Source organism: Fictibacillus iocasae, assembly GCF_042665465.1.
GTDB classification, from domain to species: domain Bacteria; phylum Bacillota; class Bacilli; order Bacillales; family Fictibacillaceae; genus Fictibacillus; species Fictibacillus iocasae.
This window is the reverse complement of the sequence record NZ_JBHTCP010000052.1, coordinates 13602-34188: the sequence shown is the minus strand read 5'-3', so window position 1 is coordinate 34188 and position 20587 is coordinate 13602. Positions and strand designations below refer to the sequence as shown.

At 46.6% G+C, this 20587-nt stretch carries 16 protein-coding genes; 7 read left to right on the top strand and 9 right to left on the bottom strand.

What is annotated here, in order from left to right:
* Positions 1–64 precede the first annotated feature (64 nt).
* From ACFQPF_RS17450 to ACFQPF_RS17435, 4 genes are read right to left on the bottom strand one after another with little or no spacing between them, the layout of a single operon-like run.
* Positions 65–865, bottom strand: a complete 801-nt coding sequence (locus ACFQPF_RS17450) for an ABC transporter permease subunit (RefSeq protein ID WP_379751358.1) — start codon at positions 863–865, stop codon at positions 65–67.
* Between the two features lie 12 nt (positions 866–877).
* Positions 878–1666, bottom strand: a complete 789-nt coding sequence (locus tag ACFQPF_RS17445; protein WP_379751759.1) for an ABC transporter permease subunit — start codon at positions 1664–1666, stop codon at positions 878–880.
* 12 nt (positions 1667–1678) lie between these two features.
* Positions 1679–2563 (bottom strand): ABC transporter ATP-binding protein, encoded by an 885-nt coding sequence (locus ACFQPF_RS17440; protein WP_379751356.1) that lies wholly within the window; start codon positions 2561–2563, stop codon positions 1679–1681.
* Between the two features lie 12 nt (positions 2564–2575).
* Positions 2576–3202 (bottom strand): TetR/AcrR family transcriptional regulator, encoded by a 627-nt coding sequence (locus ACFQPF_RS17435; protein ID WP_379751354.1) that lies wholly within the window; start codon positions 3200–3202, stop codon positions 2576–2578.
* 243 nt (positions 3203–3445) lie between these two features.
* Here ACFQPF_RS17435 and ACFQPF_RS17430 point away from each other — a divergent pair, with 243 nt between their 5' ends.
* From ACFQPF_RS17430 to ACFQPF_RS17410, 5 genes are all read left to right on the top strand, one after another.
* Complete coding sequence (locus ACFQPF_RS17430) at positions 3446–5116, top strand: LXG domain-containing protein (protein ID WP_379751352.1); 1671 nt, start codon at positions 3446–3448, stop codon at positions 5114–5116.
* Between the two features lie 43 nt (positions 5117–5159).
* The gene (locus ACFQPF_RS17425) at positions 5160–5459 is read left to right on the top strand and encodes a hypothetical protein (protein ID WP_379751350.1); all 300 of its coding nucleotides are present in this window, start codon (positions 5160–5162) and stop codon (positions 5457–5459) included.
* A 12-nt stretch (positions 5460–5471) separates the two neighbouring features.
* Positions 5472–5771 carry a hypothetical protein gene (locus ACFQPF_RS17420; RefSeq protein WP_379751348.1) on the top strand — a complete coding sequence of 100 codons (300 nt, stop codon included), beginning with the start codon at positions 5472–5474 and terminating at the stop codon, positions 5769–5771.
* 94 nt (positions 5772–5865) lie between these two features.
* Positions 5866–6579 carry a hypothetical protein gene (locus tag ACFQPF_RS17415; protein ID WP_379751346.1) on the top strand — a complete coding sequence of 238 codons (714 nt, stop codon included), beginning with the start codon at positions 5866–5868 and terminating at the stop codon, positions 6577–6579.
* Between the two features lie 257 nt (positions 6580–6836).
* Positions 6837–7067, top strand: a complete 231-nt coding sequence (locus ACFQPF_RS17410) for a cyclase (protein ID WP_379751344.1) — start codon at positions 6837–6839, stop codon at positions 7065–7067.
* 52 nt (positions 7068–7119) lie between these two features.
* On the opposite strand, the gene gltC is transcribed toward ACFQPF_RS17410, so the two are convergent.
* Complete coding sequence (gltC, locus tag ACFQPF_RS17405) at positions 7120–8022, bottom strand: glutamate biosynthesis transcriptional regulator GltC (RefSeq protein WP_379751342.1); 903 nt, start codon at positions 8020–8022, stop codon at positions 7120–7122.
* A gap of 120 nt (positions 8023–8142) precedes the next feature.
* On the opposite strand from gltC, the gene gltB reads away from it, so the two are divergent.
* The gene (gene gltB, locus ACFQPF_RS17400; RefSeq protein WP_379751340.1) at positions 8143–12714 is read left to right on the top strand and encodes a glutamate synthase large subunit; all 4572 of its coding nucleotides are present in this window, start codon (positions 8143–8145) and stop codon (positions 12712–12714) included.
* Positions 12715–12872: 158 nt separating this feature from the next.
* Positions 12873–14360 (top strand): glutamate synthase subunit beta, encoded by a 1488-nt coding sequence (locus ACFQPF_RS17395; RefSeq protein WP_379751338.1) that lies wholly within the window; start codon positions 12873–12875, stop codon positions 14358–14360.
* A gap of 333 nt (positions 14361–14693) precedes the next feature.
* On the opposite strand, the gene ACFQPF_RS17390 is transcribed toward ACFQPF_RS17395, so the two are convergent.
* The 4 genes from ACFQPF_RS17390 to ACFQPF_RS17375 form a co-directional block, all read right to left on the bottom strand.
* Positions 14694–15500: a P-loop NTPase family protein gene (locus ACFQPF_RS17390; protein ID WP_379751336.1), complete on the bottom strand. Its 807-nt coding sequence runs from the start codon at positions 15498–15500 to the stop codon at positions 14694–14696.
* A gap of 127 nt (positions 15501–15627) precedes the next feature.
* Positions 15628–16749: an NADH-dependent flavin oxidoreductase gene (locus tag ACFQPF_RS17385; RefSeq protein ID WP_379751334.1), complete on the bottom strand. Its 1122-nt coding sequence runs from the start codon at positions 16747–16749 to the stop codon at positions 15628–15630.
* A gap of 171 nt (positions 16750–16920) precedes the next feature.
* Entirely contained in the window at positions 16921–17454 is a 534-nt protein-coding gene (locus tag ACFQPF_RS17380; protein WP_379751332.1) for a GNAT family N-acetyltransferase, read from the bottom strand.
* Between the two features lie 208 nt (positions 17455–17662).
* Positions 17663–20566: a carbohydrate binding domain-containing protein gene (locus tag ACFQPF_RS17375; protein ID WP_379751330.1), complete on the bottom strand. Its 2904-nt coding sequence runs from the start codon at positions 20564–20566 to the stop codon at positions 17663–17665.
* Positions 20567–20587: the final 21 nt, after the last annotated feature.

The following is a 20587-nucleotide window of genomic DNA, read 5'->3' as shown; positions in this document are numbered from 1 at the left end:
ACGCCAAAGCGTCAAGCCGCGCGCAGCAAGGCTTGACCCGAAGGCGTACCGGACCCCGACTAATTTATACAGTCAAATCCCGCTTACGATATGAACTGATCGCATAACATAGAAGCACAAATGATAGCACGATGGAAAGGGCCATAAACGGTAGCATCGTACCACCGCTGCCAAACAACACTTCATTCGCATCTATATAACGAAATGGCGTGACAAATTTTAAAAACGCCAAATTTTCGTTCAATGCTATCACGATTGATAGCAGGTAGGATGCCAAAATAATGCTTGCTGTAATCCCCACTGCCTGCTTCGGCTTTTTTAATACTGACGCAATCATAGCACCGATGCTTAAAAACAAAAGCTGGAACCCGTACAATAGCATGTACAAAAAAGCAATTTGGTTACCGGCATCCTCTCCGCTGCCATAATAGCTCAACGAAACATCAGAAACCAAGAGCATAACGCTGTTGATAATCACAATCAGCACAAGCGATGCCGCAAGCTTAGCTAGGAGCACCTCGGTGCGTGATACAGGCTTTGAGAACAGAAACTCGGCTGTTTTGTCACGTTCTTCTTTTGCCACAATCCCAGCACCAAGAAGGCCGGCATGAATCGCAGCGATCAGCAGTATATACGAAAAGATGACCACATAATACCCTGGCGCGCTTGAGACATCAACAGAGCTGACACCGAATAGTGCCTGCAGTGACTTTGGCATCGCCGCCATCATGTCGTTCATCGACTGTCCTGACCCTGCTAGGCTGCCATACTTACTCATTCCGCCTGCAACGAGCGCGATTATGCCTGCTATCCAGAACAGCGTCGATTTTACCGAAGACTTCAGTTCTCTTTTTAAGATATTCATTTTCTCTCCTCCTCACACGGAGTGCACATCTTTTTTAGAAAACACATAAAAGCTGGCTACTAGCATCGTGCAGAAAAAGACAGCTTCTACAACTAAATAACCCCATTCATACGAAGCATGCTGTATTACATACACGAAATCAAAATATTGAAACGGCGTCACATACCGAACAGCATCTTCTCCCAAAACCGAACCAATCATTGATAGGAGAAAGAATGCCATCACTGTACTCAAAGACAGCGTGAGAACAGATTTTATCCGATTCATACTGACTGCAAGGAAAAATCCGAGTACAGCGAAGAAAAGCTGAACAAACACATTCGACAAAGACATAAGCAGAAACACCTTCACATCGAGTTTCTCCGCTACGGCTAATGCCATTAAATAAGCGGCACTAACAAACACCATGTTCGTTACTGCGATTGACAGAACAACCGCCCGCCACTTGGCACGCAAAATATCAAAACGGCTGACCGGCTTTGACAGAAGAAATTCAGATGTCTTTCCGCTCACTTCCTTTGCCACGATCCCTGCACCCAAATTCATCGCTTGAATCGCACCGATCAGCATGACATATGTGAACATATACGAATAAAATCCTAAAAATGATGTAATCATCTCGAGCTGAAGTCCGAAAGCTTGAAGCACTTCTTTCGGATAGCCCGACAGCAATCGCTGAAACGCCTCTGCATCACGTGATATGGAAGGAAACATTGATAAAAACAGGATCGTAACAGCCACGAGTGCTGCGCTCCAAATCGCCGTTGATTTCCTGATCGACCGCCATTCGTGAAAAAACATGTTCACGTTTACTCAAGCCTCCTTTTCGTAATAATGCAAAAAGATTTCCTCAAGATCGGGTTCTTCTATCCATACGTTCGCTAAGTTCATACCGGCAAGCTTGTTCAGCAGCACGTTAATGTCACCGCTGTACAAGAAATGAATCACATTCTCTTCTACCGTTACATTTGCCACTCCACTCAACTGAAACTCGCCCGCTTCTACCGGCATTAACGTTTCAACTCTCACCTTTTTATGGTTGTTCTCCTGCAATGTGCTGATTTTTTCCACCGCTATAATGCGTCCTTCTTTAATAATGGCTACACGATCACACATTTTTTGAACCTCACTTAAAATGTGCGAAGAGAAAAGAATGGTTGCGCCTTTTTCGTTTTCTTCTTTCAAAAGATCAAAAAACGTTTGCTGCATAAGCGGATCAAGTCCGCCCGTCGGTTCATCCAAAATAATCAGCTTCGGCTCGTGAAGCAGTCCTTGCACAATGCCTACCTTTTTGCGATTTCCGTATGATAGATCGTCAATTTTTTTGTTCAGATCAAGATTCATTCTCTCAGCCAGCTGCTGAATTCTCTCCCGGCAGCCCTTTTTATAAAAGCTCGCGGAATAGTGAAGAAGATCTTTCACACGCATATTGTCGTAATAAAACACTTCAGAAGGCAGATATCCAATTTGTTTCTTAATCTCAGCCGATTGCTTCACCGCATCCATGCCAAAAATAGAAACACTGCCGCTCGTGGGGTAAATAATAGACAGCATACTGCGCAAAGTAGTCGATTTCCCTGCGCCGTTCGGACCGATGAAACCGAAGATCTCTCCTTGCTCAACAGAAAAGCTCACATCCTCAATTCCCCTGCTGCTGCCGTACGTTTTCGTCAGGTTTCTGATTTCAATGACGTTCATCCTCTGGCCCCCCTATTTATAGAAACAGCGTTTAAACATCTCGATATAAGCGTCAGCCTCTTTATAAGCAGCCTCGTAATCTGGTTGGTCAAGCTGCATGGCCTTTGCTCTGCCCAGCACCTCCGCACTGAATCCTTCGAACGTCCACAACACACTTTTGATAGCCTTTTGGATGTCGAGACCATTCTTAAATTTGGATGTGTCCAAATGAGCGAACAGCTGATCCGTATTGCTCTCGCTGAATTTCTTCAATCTTTCCTGAAACTCCGGTCTGATTTCTGAAGACATTTCAAGATACGCACTCTCTAAAAAACGAAAAAGATCGGGATACCGGTTCAGTAATTCCATCTTTACTAGATTAATATGACGCATTCGTTCAAAAAAATCCGGTTCCTGCATGTCTACTTTTTCATAAAAATCGGTCACCACAAGGCCCATACAATAATCAAACACATAGAGATAAAGCGTTTTTTTGTTTTGAAAATAATGAAACAGAAGTCCTTTTGAAATTCCCGCCTCTTTCACGATTTCATTCGTAGATGCCAGATCATAGCCTTTTTGGACATACACCTTGATTGCAGCGTTCAATATTCGCTGCTGTTTGTTCTCATCCAAGCTGTGAAACTTCAAAAACATCATAAACCACTCTCCAACCTCACATTGACCAATGCGGTCAATAATAATATACTGCGCACTGACCATATTGGTCAATACTTATACTTTCCCCTCTAGGTCAGCAGGATACTTTTTACATACAGGAAGAAAGCACCTCGACCTTTGACACGTTTTTATGGTAAAAGGGGTTTAGATAACAAAAGTTACGGGAAATAACGGCTAGAATATATTTCCATGTATACTTTAAAAAGGCGGGTGCATAGCAAGATGAAAACTCTGGATTCGGCTGCGCTTTTAACCGGTATAGAAGAAATTAGAAATAAGATTGAGCAGCAGAAACAACAGATGAAACAAATAGAGGATTCGGTAAGAGAGCTTACTAATCTTGAAGATTCACTTAAAGGGAAAGGCGGGCAGGCGATTCGTTCGTTTTATGAGGATTGCCACATTCCGTTTTTGTCCTATTATCAGATGATGATGGCGGACTATAATCAAGCGCTTCATGAGATTAAACAAACACTGAAATCCATTGAACCAGCTGAAAATGCCTTTATTAGAGAAAGCTTTCTCACAAACGAAATCGAGAATGGGCTTCAGAAAGCCAAAAGCGTAACCGAGCAGCTGACGAACGATGCCAATTCAATTATATCGCGTGTACAGGACATCGTATCACTGCCCGAGCTTGATGACAGCCAAGTGGTCGATCAGTTCTCAACGGCAAAAAGAGACAAAGACCTTACCTTAGAGCTTCTACACACGTTTGATTCCCAACAGGAAACCCGTCTGGATTCTGTTACGAATAATGTTCTAACAATGAACAACTATGTTAGCCAGATTGATTCAATGTTTCAATCCAAGGACCTTTCGATCAGCACTTACAAAACTGGCTTGCTGTATGAAGCATTAGCGAAGAATCCAAGCTCGGTCAGCGGCACACCAGGCTCTAGCGTAAATAATCCTGAAGCAACAACCGCTCAGTCCGCAGTCGGAGTCCTTAATGCATTTAAGCTCAGTCAGGATCTTGAGCTGAGCAATAATACAGCCGAAGAAAGTGATGTAGCAGGCTTCATGCAGGCGTTTGGAAAAGGCGCTCTTGACTCCCTCCTGCCTCTCGGAGTCATCGCACTTTCACAAAAAACCGGGCTATTGCGCATTGAATACACGAAAAAGAAGAACCATTATACGTTTAAGTACAACCAAAAAGTATTAAACTTCCTTAAAGGAAAAACCGGTCCCAAGGCGGTCCGGCACCTTATTCAGCAACTGAATCGTGAGTCTAAGAAGAACGCTCAAATTGAAAAAATGCTGAAGGATAAAAACAGCAACATTAAAAAAGCAAGGTATGTAGATAATAGAAGTTTTGCTGAAAAATCAAAAGCATTTGCAGTAAAAGCAGCAACAGGCAACAAACCTGTTCATGAAACCTTAAAGAAAAATATATTTAAGAATACAGATCGTAACATGCTTATCGACAGAAAAAAATTCCCAATGCTTGCAGGGAGATTAGCCGGCACAGGAGCAATTGTTGCAGGCGCTGTTAATACCGGTACTACAATCCGTAACCGCATTAAGGAAATCGATAATAAAAGCGGTAAGGAATTTTACGAAGCCGGCGGTCGTATTATAGGTGAAGAAGTAAACAAACTTGCCGGAAGCGCTACAGGAGCAGCAGTAGGGACTTATGTTGGCGCCGCGATTGGAGGCGCTCTGTCAGGTCCTTTTGCTCCCTTTGGAGCTGCAGCTGGAGCTGTAATCGGTGGAGCTATCGGAGCAAGTGTAGGAGAATGGGGTTCTAAGTATACGAGTAAATGGATGGGAGACGCAGGTGCTGCCATTGGGAAGGCTAGTCATGATGTAAAAGAAAAGGCGAGCAAGGCTTTGGACAGTGCCAAGGATGCGCTTGATGATGCAAAAGATAAGGTATTTGGATGGCTATAATTCCCCTATCATCGTCTCAATTTAAGTAAAGGATGTTTTCTAAATGGAGTTTATTGGTACCCTCAGTGGGATTTTAATTTTTTTTGTTGTAACTAATTTATTATTTTGTCTACTGTATCTCTTAAGTTATACCGCAGGAAACGGTTTTTACAAGTGGCTTACAATGAATAACAGTCTAATGGATTTACTGGCTTTTCCGTTGCTTGGACCGACAAAATACACAGGTGATAAGCTGTTTAACAAATTCAACGGGCTTATAGCAAGACTGTGGCTGATTGGCTATGCTATTTTGTTAATTATATTAATTATTTTGTTGGGCTATGTATTTGGCGCAACGTTATAAGGATGATATGAGATGCACTTTCTAGGTACAGTCATCATCTTCTTCATGATATGTTCTGTAAGCAACCTGCTATACAGCTCACTATTTATTCTTAGCAACTCTCTCGGCAAAGCACCCTATCAATGGATTATGAAAGAAATTCCTGCTTTGGAAATGTTCATCATTCCATTTTTCGGGGTTACGTATCATTTTAGCAATGCGGTTTCCAGACGGTTTGGATGGCTTACCTTCAGAATATTTATTATGTTGTATGACGCTGCACTAATTCTCGTTATTGTATTATCCGCTTATTTATATCGTTCAATAAGATAACGAATGCTCTTCTTAAAGTTGTTGTAATCATTTAAGATCGACTAATCCGCATACTTTGCGGTAAAGAATTTATTATTTAAAAAGGAGCTTGATCATGTCTTATTCTCTTTCAGCCGAAGAATACATACTTTCTCTCATCCTTGTCGGTGGAGAATCTGCCGCGTATGGCATCAAGGAGGAAGTTTTCGGAAACGTGTCTGACGATGAACTGGAAACACGTATGGACAGTGCTTTGTACGGGCTACTATCGAAAGGTCTGCTGTATTTTGAAAACAATGAAGAGATGATTGAACCGGCGTTTCAATCCTTTCTGCTCAGCCTGACAAATGTTCCGCGTGTGATTCGCTGTCAAACTGCACAAGGGAATGAACTTGTCACGACGTCTCTTTTTTTTGCTGAAGATCTAACTGTCCAGCAGTCACGATATCAAAACCGTGTGTATCAGCTTTACCGTGAAAATGATGAAAATCAAATCAGTGCCCAACTTGGCATCAGCACTCTTCTTCAGCCAGGAGAGCCTGTCTATATTGAAGACACCCAGTTTGAGAGAATGATTGATCAACTGATGCAGCAGCAAGAGCTGGATGAACTGACAGCCTCGCTTCTCCCAGACGATGTGATGCACGTGCTAAAAGACAATGGCGGAAAGCTGAACATGTTCTATGATTACCGTTTCACACCTGAAGGAACGTCGTTGCATTCATTCCTTTACGCTACCTCCCATAATAGAACCTACAAAATGGAAGAAAAAAATGGAAAAATTAAAATCGAACCATTTTCGTCACAGACCTTTTTTCAGACTGTTTAACGAAGAAACACCTGCGATTGACTATGTGCAGGTGTTTCTTTATTGATGTTCCTTCCTTCATCAAACAACATGGCTATTAGCATATAAGGGTACATTGACAGGAATCTTACGCCTGAATCGCCGAGCATTTGCAGTGACATGAGCGTGTTCAAGACGGCCTCAGTTATAGCAGTAAGACGAGGCGTTTCTATTAAGCATGTTATTGATTTGTGAACATGGAATACCCATAATAATACATTCAAAAAGGTGGTTCTCTGATGGATAAACGAGTACAGTTTGATTTTGAAATTGATTTTACAAATGGCGGCGGTATACAAGGTCAGGAATTTCGCCTTGATCTTCATGGAGATGATATCTCGGATGAGGAGTTGGCGAAATATATCGTTGAGGATATGAGGCTGCTGATGGTCGGTGAAGTGAGAATATTGAACAAAAAAATAATCATGGAGAAACATAAACGAAAGCCTGCAGATGAGAAGCCAGAATAAATGACCGGGGTCCGGTACGCGTCACTAAAATGCGTACCGGACCCCGATTATGTTAACTATATTGCTCCAGTACCGTAAAGAACTGCTTCACAAACTCATAGAAATCTCGTTCGGCTGGCGACAGCTGGCGCACCCTAGGTTTTATGATGCCGACCGTCCGAATGACGCGCGGTGCTTCAATGGATCTTTTCACCGTAAAGCCATGCCTCGTTTCGTTGAACGAGCTATCCGGCAGCAATGTCACACCCATCCCTGCAATCACGAGCCCCTTGAGCGCATCCAGATCCTCCCCCTCTGACGCGACCTTTGGCGTGAACCCCGCTTCACGGCACGCATCGGCCACCACTTTCCTCAGCACATACCCTTCTGGAAACAACACAAAGCTTTCGTTCCTTAAGTCACCTAAATACAAGCTGCGTTTTTCGGCTAAGTGATGATCAGACGGCAGCAACACCGATAGGTTTTCTGTAAATAAAATGTGGCCTTCTACATCAGGGTGATCAACCGGTACTGGTCCAAGCAGCGCTAGGTCTATTTCCCCATTTTTTACCGCGTCGATTAAATAGTTGTACGAACCTTGACGCAAATAAAACGCCACGTTTGGATGCTCTTTTTTAAACGCTGAAATCACGGTCGGCATGAGATGGCTCGCCAGACTAGTCGGAAATCCGATCTTTACCGTCCCTTTTTCAGGGTCCAAATACTCTTCAATCTGCTTTTTGGCGAACTCGATTGCTTTCATTGCTGTCTTCGCGTGTGTCAGAAACAGCTTTCCTACAGCAGAAAGCTTCACGTTACGGCCTTCCCGTTCAAAAAGGGTCACGCCAAGCTCTGCTTCTAGATTCGCGATCTGCCGGCTGACCGCGGACTGCGCTACATGCAAGTGTTGTGCTGCTTCTGAGACATGCTCCCGTTCTGCCACTTCAATAAAATACTGCAATTGTCGCAGTTCCATAGCCTTACAACTCCGATCGTTCTCAATTTGAGATCATTCTTATCTATATTATATATTGTTTGCATTAATCAGAAAACATACACTATTAACAAAGTATTCGGAAAAAAGGAGGGCATGTCCATGACTTACAATCAGATGCCTCAAGCACAAGGACTTTACCAGCCACAATTTGAACACGACGCATGCGGAATCGGTGTATACGCCCACTTAAAAGGGAAAGCGACACACGATATCGTCAAAAAAGGCCTAAGTATGCTGTGCAGACTCGATCACCGCGCGGGACAGGGAGCAGACGCTTCAACCGGAGACGGTGCCGGGCTTATGGTACAGATTCCAGACGCATTTTTCAGAGAAAAGTGCCCGGAGTTGCATTTGCCAGAAAAAGGCCGTTATGGTGTGGGCATGCTCTTCTTTTCAAAAAACAGCGAAGAACAGCAACAGATCGAGACACACATTAACTCCCTCATTGAATTAGAAGGCCAAAAACTCATCGGGTGGAGAACAGTACCTGTGAACCCGCAGCACATCGGACCTGCGGCAAAAGAAACGTGCCCTGTCATCCGCCAGGTGTTTATTGCTGCAAACCCTGACATAAAGGACGAAACTTCCTTCGAGCGCAAGCTGTATATCATCCGCAAACAGGCGGAGAACTGGGCGAAGAAACAGAATCTGCGCTTTTATTTCACCGGCTTATCGACGAGAACACTTGTTTATAAAGGGTTGTTGACACCTGAGCAGGTTGACGCGTTTTACCTTGATCTGCAAGACCCTTCTTTCGTGTCGGCATTCGCTTTAGTGCATTCCCGTTTTAGTACAAACACGTTCCCAAGCTGGGAACGCGCGCATCCGAACCGCTATATCATCCATAACGGCGAGATCAACACATTGCGCGGCAACATGAACTGGATGAAAGCCCGAGAGCAGCAATTCGTATCCGAAGCGTTCGGTCAGGACCTGGAAAAAGTGCTGCCTATCCTTGACAGTGAAGGCAGCGACTCTTCCATTTTAGATAACGCGTTTGAATTTCTCGTGCTCGCCGGCCGTAAGCCTGCGCATGCTGCGATGATGCTCATTCCAGAGCCGTGGAGCGAGAACCCGCACATGTCACCGGAAAAACGCGCGTTTTATGAATACCACAGCTGTCTAATGGAGCCTTGGGACGGACCGACGAGCATTTCGTTCACAGACGGACGCCAGATCGGTGCCATTCTTGACCGCAACGGCCTGCGCCCTGCCCGTTATTATGTGACGAAAGACGACCATATTATCTATTCATCAGAGGTCGGTGTCATTCCGGTCAGCGAAGAGGACATTGTGTACAAAGACCGTTTGAGCCCTGGCAAAATGCTTCTGATTGATATCGAGGAAGGTCGTATTTTATCCGATCAAGAGATTAAAAGTGAGATGGCGAGCCAGCAGCCTTATCAACAGTGGCTGACGCAAAACCTTTCTGTCATAAATGATGCGGAGAGCCCCCCTAAAGAACAGGTGGCCGATCTGGTAACGATGCAAAAGGCGTTTGGCTACACGTACGAAGACATTAACAAATACCTGCTCGCTATCGTGACAGAAGGCAAAGATCCAATCGGCTCGATGGGGAACGATACGCCGCTGGCTGTCCTGTCTGACCGCCCGCAATCGCTGTTTAACTACTTTAAGCAGCATTTTGCGCAGGTGACGAACCCGCCGATCGACGCGATTCGTGAGCAGTTGGTCACGTCATCCATGACACTTCTTGGCGCAGAAGGCAACCTCCTGCATCCAAACGAAGAAAACTGCCGCCGTTTGCAGCTGGACTCTCCTGTTCTAACGCCAGGACAGATGAAACAGATTAAGAAAAAAGCGTTCAGCGGCTATCGAATTGCCGTTTTAGACACACTGTTCACAAACGATTTGGAAGCAGCAGTTGTTAAGTTGTTAGAGCAAGCGGAGCAGTCTGTACATGATGGGGCCAGCATACTCGTTCTGTCAGACCGCAGCATGAACGAACACGAGGCAGCTATCCCTGCTCTGCTCGCCGCGAGCGCTGTTCATCACCACCTTGTGCATAAAGGGCTCCGTACGAAAGCGAGCTTGATCATGGAGTCAGGTGAAACGCGTGAGGTTCACCATTTTGCGGCTCTGATCGGATATGGTGCTGACGCTGTCTATCCTTATCTTGCTTATGCTACCTACGCGCAGGCAGCCGAGGAAGGCAGCCTGACGGCGACTTATGATGAGGCGGTAAAAACGTATAAAATCGGTGTAACGGAAGGCATCGTGAAAGTAATGTCTAAAATGGGCATCTCAACGGTTCAAAGCTACCGTGGTGCGCAAATCTTTGAAGCGGTCGGCATCGGCAAGAAAACCATTGAACGCTATTTTCCTGGCACAGCTTCTCAGCTAGACGGGATCAATCTCGACATTATTGCCCGGGAAACACTTGTTCGCCATCAAGAAGGATTCGCTCAAAATGCGGACAGCACGCTTGATTCTGGCAGTGATTTTCAATGGCGTGCGAACGGCGAGCACCATGCGTTCAATCCGAAAACGATTCATACCCTTCAGTGGGCGTGCCGCAAAAATGACTATTCGCTTTTTAAGCAATTTTCAGAAGCAGCTAATGAGGAACGCCTTGGTTTTTTAAGAAACTTATTTGCGTTTAAGGATAACCGATCCATTCCGCTTGATGAAGTCGAGTCTGTTGATTCGATCGTCAAACGGTTTAAAACAGGCGCGATGTCTTTCGGCTCATTAAGTCAGGAAGCACATGAAGCTTTGGCAATCGCCATGAACCGTCTTGGCGGAAAAAGCAACAGCGGTGAGGGCGGAGAGCATCCTTCCCGTTACACACCGGACGAAAACGGCGACAGCCGCCGCAGCGCGATCAAGCAGATCGCATCAGGTCGTTTCGGCGTGAACAGCCACTATTTGGTGAATGCCGATGAACTGCAGATCAAGATGGCACAAGGCGCAAAGCCGGGTGAAGGCGGACAGCTTCCTGGAAACAAAGTGTACCCGTGGGTCGCTGAAGTCCGCGGCTCTACGCCTGGAGTCGGGCTTATCTCCCCTCCTCCGCATCACGATATTTACTCGATCGAGGATCTTTCACAGCTGATCCACGATCTGAAGAACGCGAACCGCGATGCTCGAATTTCGGTGAAACTCGTAGCAAAAGCGGGTGTTGGCACAATTGCATCCGGCGTCGCAAAGGGTGCGGCGGACGTAATCGTAATCAGCGGCTATGACGGCGGAACAGGTGCCTCGCCCAAAACGAGCATCAAGCATACCGGCCTGCCGTGGGAGCTTGGTCTTGCTGAAACGCATCAGACACTGATGCTGAACAAACTGCGTGACCGCGTTGTGCTTGAAACAGACGGCAAGCTGATGACCGGTAAAGATGTGGTTATGGCCGCCCTTCTTGGCGCGGAAGAGTTCGGATTCGCGACAGCACCGCTTGTTGTTCTCGGCTGCGTGATGATGCGCGTTTGCCACATGGACACATGCCCTGTCGGAGTGGCGACGCAAAACCCAGAGCTGCGCGACAAATTTGCAGGCAACCCGGATCATGTGGTGAATTATATGAGATTCGTAGCAGAAGAAGTGCGCGAATTGATGGCTGAACTTGGCTTCCGTACACTCGATGAGATGATCGGACGGACCGATGTGCTCGAAGTGAGCGAACGGGCGAAACAGCATTGGAAAGCACGTTACCTTGATTTAACGAACCTTTTGTATCAAGTAGACGGCGCGCGTACGTTCCGGAAACCGCAAAATCACAAAATACATGAATCACTTGATGTTGTTGAAATTCTGCCTGCTGTGGAGCATGCAATCATGACCGGCCAGCATGTTGATGCAAGTTTTCAAATTGAGAATATCAACCGTGTGGCTGGAACGATTGTCGGCAGTGAGATCTCGAAACAATACGGCGCAGAAGGATTGCCTAGCGATACAATCAACCTTCGCTTTACCGGTTCTGCCGGCCAAAGCTTTGGCGCATTCGCTCCCCGCGGCTTGACGATGCACTTAAATGGAGACGCCAACGATTATGTCGGAAAAGGCTTGTCTGGCGGAAAGATTACTGTTACCGCACCTGACGCGTTCCGTTATATGGCTGACTCGAACGTCATTATTGGAAATGTCGCCTTCTACGGCGCATCTGGCGGCGAGGCGTACGTGAACGGCATGGCTGGTGAGCGATTCGCTGTCCGCAACAGCGGCGCAAATGTTGTTGTCGAAGGAATCGGCGACCACGGCTGCGAGTATATGACAGGCGGAAAAGTCGTGGTTTTAGGTGAAACGGGCAAGAACTTCGGCGCGGGCATGTCTGGCGGAATCGCCTATATCCTCGCCCCGGATGCCAATGAGTTCAAATCGCTATGCAATATAGAGAGCATTGAATTTGAAAATTTATCTAATGTAGAAGAGCTGGCTGCGGTTTATGACATGATTGCAGCTCACCATAATGCGACAGGCAGTGAAAAAGCGGCATATATCCTGCAAAACTGGCAAACTGTTGGAACACAATTTGTTAAAGTGATTCCGAAAGATTACAAGCAAATGATGGACCGTATCCGTGAAGAGCAGGAAGCTGGTTTTTCCGAAGAAACCGCCGTTATGAACGCGTTTAGAAGCGTAGCTGGCGGAAAGGAATCCGCACCAGTCCCAAAGGCACGAAAAAATAAGCTGAATCGAGTAGCACGGGTGTAGCTCGAAGTGAGATTTTATGTTTTTCAGGTCTTTTTTGAAAATTGCGGGTCAAACTGTTGCTTCTTCAGGTCGAAATTAAAATTTGCGGGTCAAAGCTGATCATTATCGGGTCTAGCCACAAATGACATCTTAAACCAAACAAGAAAGGCGGGAGCACAATGGGAAAACCTACTGGATTTTTGGACTATAAACGAGAAGACATCCTAGAGCGCGATCCAAAAAAGAGAGTGAAGGATTGGAACGAGTACACGCTGCCTGCGCCTGACAGCCTCATGCAGCGGCAAGGCGCACGCTGCATGGACTGCGCGACGCCGTTCTGCCATATCGGCATGGAGATCAGCGGCACGACATCCGGATGCCCGATCCATAACCTCATTCCGGAGTGGAATGACCTTGTGTACCGCGGCCGCTGGAAGGAAGCACTGGATCGCCTGCTGAAGACTAATAATTTTCCAGAGTTCACTGGCCGCGTCTGTCCTGCCCCGTGCGAAGGTTCTTGTACGGTTGAGATTTCAGAACCTGCTGTGACGATCAAGAACATTGAGCGCGCGATCATTGATAAAGGATTCGAAAAAGGCTGGATCACGCCCCGCATCCCGCGCTCGCGGTCGGGCAAAAAAATTGCTATCGTCGGTTCAGGTCCTGCAGGTCTCGCGGCTGCGGATCAGCTGAACCAATCCGGCCATACGGTCACCGTTTACGAGCGAGCTGACCGTGCCGGCGGACTGCTCGTGTATGGCATTCCGAACATGAAGCTCGACAAGCGTATTGTCGAGCGCCGCATCAACCTACTACGTCAGGAAGGTATCGAGTTCATCTTAAATACAGAGATCGGACGCGACATTTCGGCTGAACAGCTAAGATCAGAATACGACGCGGTCATCCTCTGTACTGGTGCACAAAAACAGCGTGATCTGGAGCTTGAAGGCCGTGATGCCGCGGGTGTGCATTTTGCGATGGATTACTTGACTGGGGCTTCACAGCGTCTTCTCGGCTCACATGTGCATGAGGAAAAATATATTGATGCTGAAGGAAAAGATGTAATTGTCATCGGAGGCGGTGATACGGGCGCTGACTGCGTCGCCACGGCACTGCGCCAAAAATGCCGCAGCGTCGTTCAGTTTGGCAAGTATCCGAAGCTGCCGGGTGCACGTACGCCTGACAACATGTGGCCCGAGCTGCCGAACGTGTTCACACTGGACTACGCGTACGAAGAGGCGGCCGCAGTTCATGGCGACGATCCTCGCCAGTATTCGGTTCAGACAAAGAAACTGGTGGCCGATCAGAACGGCTCCTTAAAAGAGCTTCACACGGTCCAGATGGAACGCGTTCAAGACGAGAATGGTGTGTGGATCATGCAGGAGGTGCCAGGCACCGAACGCGTATGGCCGGCACAGCTCGTGTTTATCGCGATCGGGTTTGAAGGTCCAGAACATCCGGTGTTGTCTGCTTTTGGCGTTGAGACTGTTCAAAACCGGCGTGTAGCAACAATTGCGCCGAAAAGCTACCAAACAAACGTAGACGGAGTGTTCGCAGCAGGCGACGCCCGCCGGGGACAGAGCTTGATCGTGTGGGCGATACGAGAAGGGCGTGAGGTCGCCGCTGAAGTGGAAGCATACTTGAAGCTAGCTGCAGCTGCCGTATAGTTAACATAATAGGGGTCCGGTACTCTTACATGAGTACCGGACCCCTATTCATGTCCTCCTTTTAAAGTGGTATAATTAACCAAAAGTAAAAAGGGGTGACATTATGGCTGGACCTTTTGTGTTTTCTTTCATCATTGTTTACATAGCACCTGTTATATTTGTTGTTTGGTTTTTATTGAAATTTTTAAAACTGCAGCAAGAAAGAAATAGAATTCTTTTATCCATCTATGACAAGATGGATCGCGAAACGAAGAACAAATAATGAGGGTCCGGTACTTCCCTCCTTCCAATGCCTTTACGACTGGACTTAAAAAGGAAAGTACCGGACCCCAACTATTCTATAAAGCTAATAATTTCCCTTTTCCTTTCATCCCAATCAAATGCGCTGTTGTTTAATACAAGGCTTTCGATCGGCAGAACATTCAGCAATTCTTTCTCAAGCTGCTTTCGTTCGTGCAAAAATGCGAAAAAGCCGCTCTCTCCCTTCACACCACCACGTGCTTGACCGTATGCCTGCTCGGTATAATACCAGATGATAAACTCCAGCCATTCCTTGGAGCGCTCCTTAATCACTCGCCCCACACTTTCCTCTACGTTATCCTGTTCAAAGTAAAGGACGGCTGGATTGAGCTCGCTAATAATCACGCTAATGTCCTTTATATAAGCAGCGATCTGCTTCTTATCACAATTATGCTTAGCCAGTAAAAACGTAATCGGATTTTGCAGGAAACAGCATTCCAGTACGTAAACCGTATCCTCGTTAACCGCCTGCTCCACGAATTCTTTCCATTTTTGCAGCGAAACCTGGATGAATTCATTGACTGGTAATTCATAGACATCATACGCCTTTAACGCCTTGCGTAAATGAGAGGATGAATCTGGCAGTTTGCGGTATTGAATAAAATACCTAGTTTCCTTCTTTTGAGCATAATGCCTTATTTCCGTAAAGTCTTTTTCTAATCCAAGAAGCTGATCTTCTGTCAGACACGCCGTAGATTCATAGTCTGCCGGATGATCCACATTCCCCTCTAAAAACAACCGTACATCCCGACCTTTATCACGAAGGACATCCTTCAGCCACTGAGCCGTCGTCGTCTTTCCTGAACCTGGTATGCCTTCTACTATGTAAACTTTTCTCATCCTGTTTCTCCTTTATGTCCTCTAGTTGCGAATATCCCTAATGAGAATATACCTAAACGGATGGAAAAAATGAACAAAAAAAGTGATGGGGTCCGGTACTTTGGTACCGGACCCCATCACTTTTTATTTAAACCCCAGGAAACCAGCCAGGAGTATTCACGATCGCGTTCCATAATGGATCTGGAACGACGAGTTCTTTCTGTTTGTCTTTATCTATCACGGTAACGATTTCGTCTTCACGGCCTTCTTGTATCTTCTGCACCCAATCTGGATCGATGATCAGTTCTCGCCCGAGTGCGATCAGCGGCACGCCAGACTCCATCGCTTTTGCTGCGTCATCGGCTGTATAGATGGATCCGACACCGATTACCGGCATTTTGCTGCCGACACGCTCTTTAATTAGCTGAATGCGTGGTTTCTTCTCATCCACTCCGCGGCGCGCTTCTGACCAGAATTCCATCAATGAAACGTGCAGGTAATCCAGATTTTTTTCGCTTAACGCATCAACTAGTGCCAATGTGTCACCCATCGTGATGCCTGGCGTTTCTGGCTCTTCCGGTGAGAAGCGGTAGCCTACGATAAAGGATTCATCACCATGCTCTGCCACGGCTTTTTGAACGGAATCCACCACAGCTAGAGGAAATGCCATTCGCTTCTCTAAGCTTCCGCCCCACTTGTCTTCGCGGCGGTTGGAGTGCGGTGAAAAGAACTGCTGAATCAGGTAGCCGTTCGCACCATGAATTTCTACACCGTCATAGCCGGCTTCGATCGCACGTCTTGTGGCTTCGCCAAAATCACGGATGATTCCGTCAATCTCTTCAGACGATAGTTCACGCGGAACCGCTCTACCCTCCCGTTCAGACGGAATGTTGCTGGCACTTACTACATCGCCATCAACCTGCTCTGGCGGGCACTCGCGTCCGCCGTGGAAAATTTGCAGAATCGCTTTAGCGCCTTGCCCCTGAATGGCTGATGCCAAACGTCGAAGACTTGGAATCATGTCATCATTGTGTGCAGCGAACTCTCCAGGAAATCCTTTTCCGTTCGGTGTAGCATACGTACAAGCTGTAATGGCCATGCCAACTCCGCTAGAACGCTTTTCATAATAAGCCACTTCATCATCAGACACCGTGCCGTCTTGATTGGAAGAGAAATTTGTCATCGGTGCAAGGACCACTCGGTTTTTAAGTTCAACACCATTACCAAACGTAAACGATTGAAACAGCGGTTCGTATTTTTGCTTCATCATGCTGATTGTGCCACCTTTCAAGAATAACTATTTTTTCAGAAGTTACTTGTATTTTAGCGACCTCAACATCAAATAGCAAAGAATATAACTTAAAGACAGGGGTCCGGTACATTTACCATTCTTCGCAGACATATCAGCGTAGAACACGTAAACGTACCGGACCCCATCATTTCAGCGGTACTCCATCAGCCAGCAATCGCGATACTCGCCTTCATGAAGCTCGTTTTTAGGCAGAAGCATCACTTTCTGAAAGCCGCATTTCTCGTAGCATCGTATAGCCCGCACGTTCCATACTTGCGGATCCATCACCACACGGTCTGCTCGCTCCACTTCTCTTAAATACTTCACCATCCCCTGAACAAGCAACGTTCCAACACCTTTGTTCCAGAGAGTAGTCTCCCCAATGAATTGATCCATGCCATAAATCATTTCAGTCTCATCATCATACCCAAACCGCTTTCGATCTTCATCACTCACTTGATAATACTGAATATTTCCGGCAGGTGTGCCGTTATAATCGACCAGGCATAGCACGCCATCTTCATCCGGATCGTAAAATTCTTTCTCTACCCTCTTTAAGTTAAAAGGGTTATCTCGCCCTTCATAAAACATTAGCACATTCGGATTGGAAAGCCATTTAGCTAAATGATGCGCATCCTCTTTTTGCAGCTTCCTCACAAGCAGCTGTTCGTTTTGAAATAACATAAAGTCCTCCACCCATTATTTTAATAAGGTGTAATTCGCTTTATAAGAAATTAATCCTTTAGCAAATTGCGCGCCGTTTCGATCAGCTTGCGAGCGGAATTTTACTAGTCAGCTAAACTTCCGCGCCAACACCCACTAACAGAAAAAGGCCAGATGAACATTTCTTCATCTGACCTCCACTTCATACAAATTTAATTTTTCGTCACACTCACATTATCAATATAAACATTCGTCGCAGCATTCCGCCTTCTATGTTCCCCAGCTCAAACACAAGCTTTCCATCGTTATACGTTTCCTCATTCATCACAAAGGTAAAGCTGTGTCGTTTCATCTCACCCGTCAAATCAAAGGTTTTCACAGAAACATACGGTATAAACCACGGATCTGAACTAAGTTCCTTGCCAATGTTCACGTTCATCTTCCTCGCCACATCCGCTCGTGCATCGAATTCAACTGTATACGATGCGCCATTTTCAAACAGCAAATCTTTTTGGTAGATTTGCGGCGCGTAGGAAGCTCCTCCCACCTTACTAATCACGGCCTTCAGCTCTCCGTTCTCGCTCGAAAGGGTTCCTTCTCCAAAACCGCTCCACTGGTCGCCCCACCAAGCCGTCCAATTATCAGCCGTCGCTGCAAATGTCCCGTTATCGATGCCTGGTGTGGATACCGGCTCCGGCTCTTCAGGAGCGTCTTTCACCTTCAGCACCACATTATCGATGTAAACATCATGGCTGCCGACAGGCGATTTTGCATTTTTACCAAGAAGCAGCTTGAGAGAGGCCACGTCATCGGCCGTCATTTCTAATTCATAGGTAAACTTCTGCGTGTTCTCGTTTAACGACACCTTCTCGTTAAAATAGCGGTTATATTGCGCGTTTTCTACTGTAACCTCAATGTCCCTAGCCTTAGTCGAGCGGGCTTCAAACGACAGTTCATATGTTACACCCTTCGCAAGGTTCATTTTGTTGCTCTCCAATAAAACACTCCATGCCTCGTTTCCTTCATTCCCGATCGCTGCATGAGCCTCGCCGTTCGCAGCAGCAATTTGAGCTCCTGCATCATAATGGATATAGTGGCCCCACGATTCCAATCCTTTTGCGAAATCTCCATTTTTCAACGGATTGAGATCAATGTTCCCGTAATCCGGCTTGTTGGACGTTTTAATCAACATCACATCATCTAAGTAAACATCCGACCCTTGTCCTAAATAAAAGACAAGCTGCCCTGCAGAATCCGTAACGTCTTCAGGCATCGTAAATTCCAGTGTTTTCTCTTCCATACCAGAAGTAAGTTCAACCGTCTTCAGATCCGAATAGTTCACACTTCCATCACTGTTCAGAACGCCCACTTTTATCGTTCTCGGCTCATCCGAACGTGCTTTAAAGGTGAGCTTGTAGTCGTTGCCTTTCAACAAATACAATCCTTTTTGATTCAGCTCCACCTGCTCAGGCGATACTCCGCCCTCTTCAATGTCCACATGGAGCTCGCGAGCCGCTTCACTTACAGATGCTCTAGCTGAAGCTTCACCTGTTTCAAAATTCCAGTACGTCATCCGGTCCATGCTGCCCTGGTCGAACGTGCCATTATAGATATGATTGCCGTTCGGAAGAGGCTGTTTCGCACCGTTCGGGTCTTCTTTTTCTCCCGTCACGTCCTCCACACGCACGTTCCCGATCCATACCGGGTTCGTTCCGTTTGCGCCAAGGTTAAACTCCAGTCTCGCCGCAATATCCGTTTCATTCAGCATGTTAAACGTGAACTCATAACGCTGTAGGTCGCTGCTTAGTTTCACGCTTTCTTCGTTAGAGTATTTGACATATCCTCTTGAAGGGCCGCCGCCCAGCTTCACCATCATATTGCGGTCAGACGTGGATTTCGCGTCAAAGCTTACTTTGTACTTGCCGCCGCTGCCAAGTGAGACATTTTGGATTATTTGCAGGGAATATAGCTGTGAACCAGGATTGTCCACGCTGACTTTTGCAAAGTTTTCTCCGTTCACATTCTCAACAGCCACACTTCCTGCACCGCCAAAGTCAGGCAGATGCACAAAGTTCCAATACTGAGAATCCAGCGGCTTATCGCCTGTTGCCACATCTGTTATAGTCTTTTCATAATTTTCATCGTACACGTAGTTGCCGTCCGCAAGCGGCTGTTTCGCATCAGCCGGCAAGACGACCGGACCTTGCGAAGGCTCGACCGGCTCGCGGTAATCGCGTTTCTTCAAATCATACACACGCACGTAATCAACGAGCATTTCGCTAGGGAACGGTGTCGTCTCATCTGTTTCACCGTCAAACCATCCGCCGACAGCCAAGTTCATGATCAAGTAAAAGTTCTGATCAAACGGTGCAGGATACGAGAAGTTTGCTGCGTTATCCTTGCCTTTGGAGTACCAGTTATTCTGAGTTTGGTACAGTTCTCCGTCAACGAACCAGCGCAGCTCTCCCGGCTCCCACTCGAGCGCATACGTATGCCAGTGGTTGATTCCTTTACCTTTTGGAAACTCGTACTCACCGCCTGTGTATTTATTGCTCGGCCAGTTCTCCCCGTAATGAATCGTGCCCGCCACTTTATTCGGCTTGCTGCCCCACGCTTCCATGATGTCAATTTCTCCAGAAGCCGCCCATGAACCGTATTTGTCTTCTTCAGGCAGCATCCAGAATGCCGGCCAGAGGCCTTTTCCAGTCGGAAGCTTTGCTTTCATTTCGAAACGTCCAAACTTTTTACTGAACAGCCCTTTTGACTTCAGCTTCGCGGACGTATAGTCATAGCTCCCGAATTTATCGGACACTTTTTCTTTCTTAGCCTTGATGACGAGTTTCCCGTCACGAGTGAAAGCGTTTTCTTTTGAGTCCGTATAAAATTCCTTCTCGTTATTTCCCCAGCCAGGCGTTATGCCGTTACCCTCGCTGTCGACGATCCAGTTCCCTTTATCAAAGCCCCATTTGCTGCGGTCGATCTCTTTGCCGTTGAACTCATCGTTCCATACAAGAGACCACTCCGATTTATTGCGTTTCATGCTTGTTTCGTCCTCTTTTGCTTCTTTTGCCGCATACCCCGTTCCAGGCACTAAAAGCATAGTACTCATGACGACTGCCAGTGCTTTTTTCATATGATAACCTCCTCTTTTTTT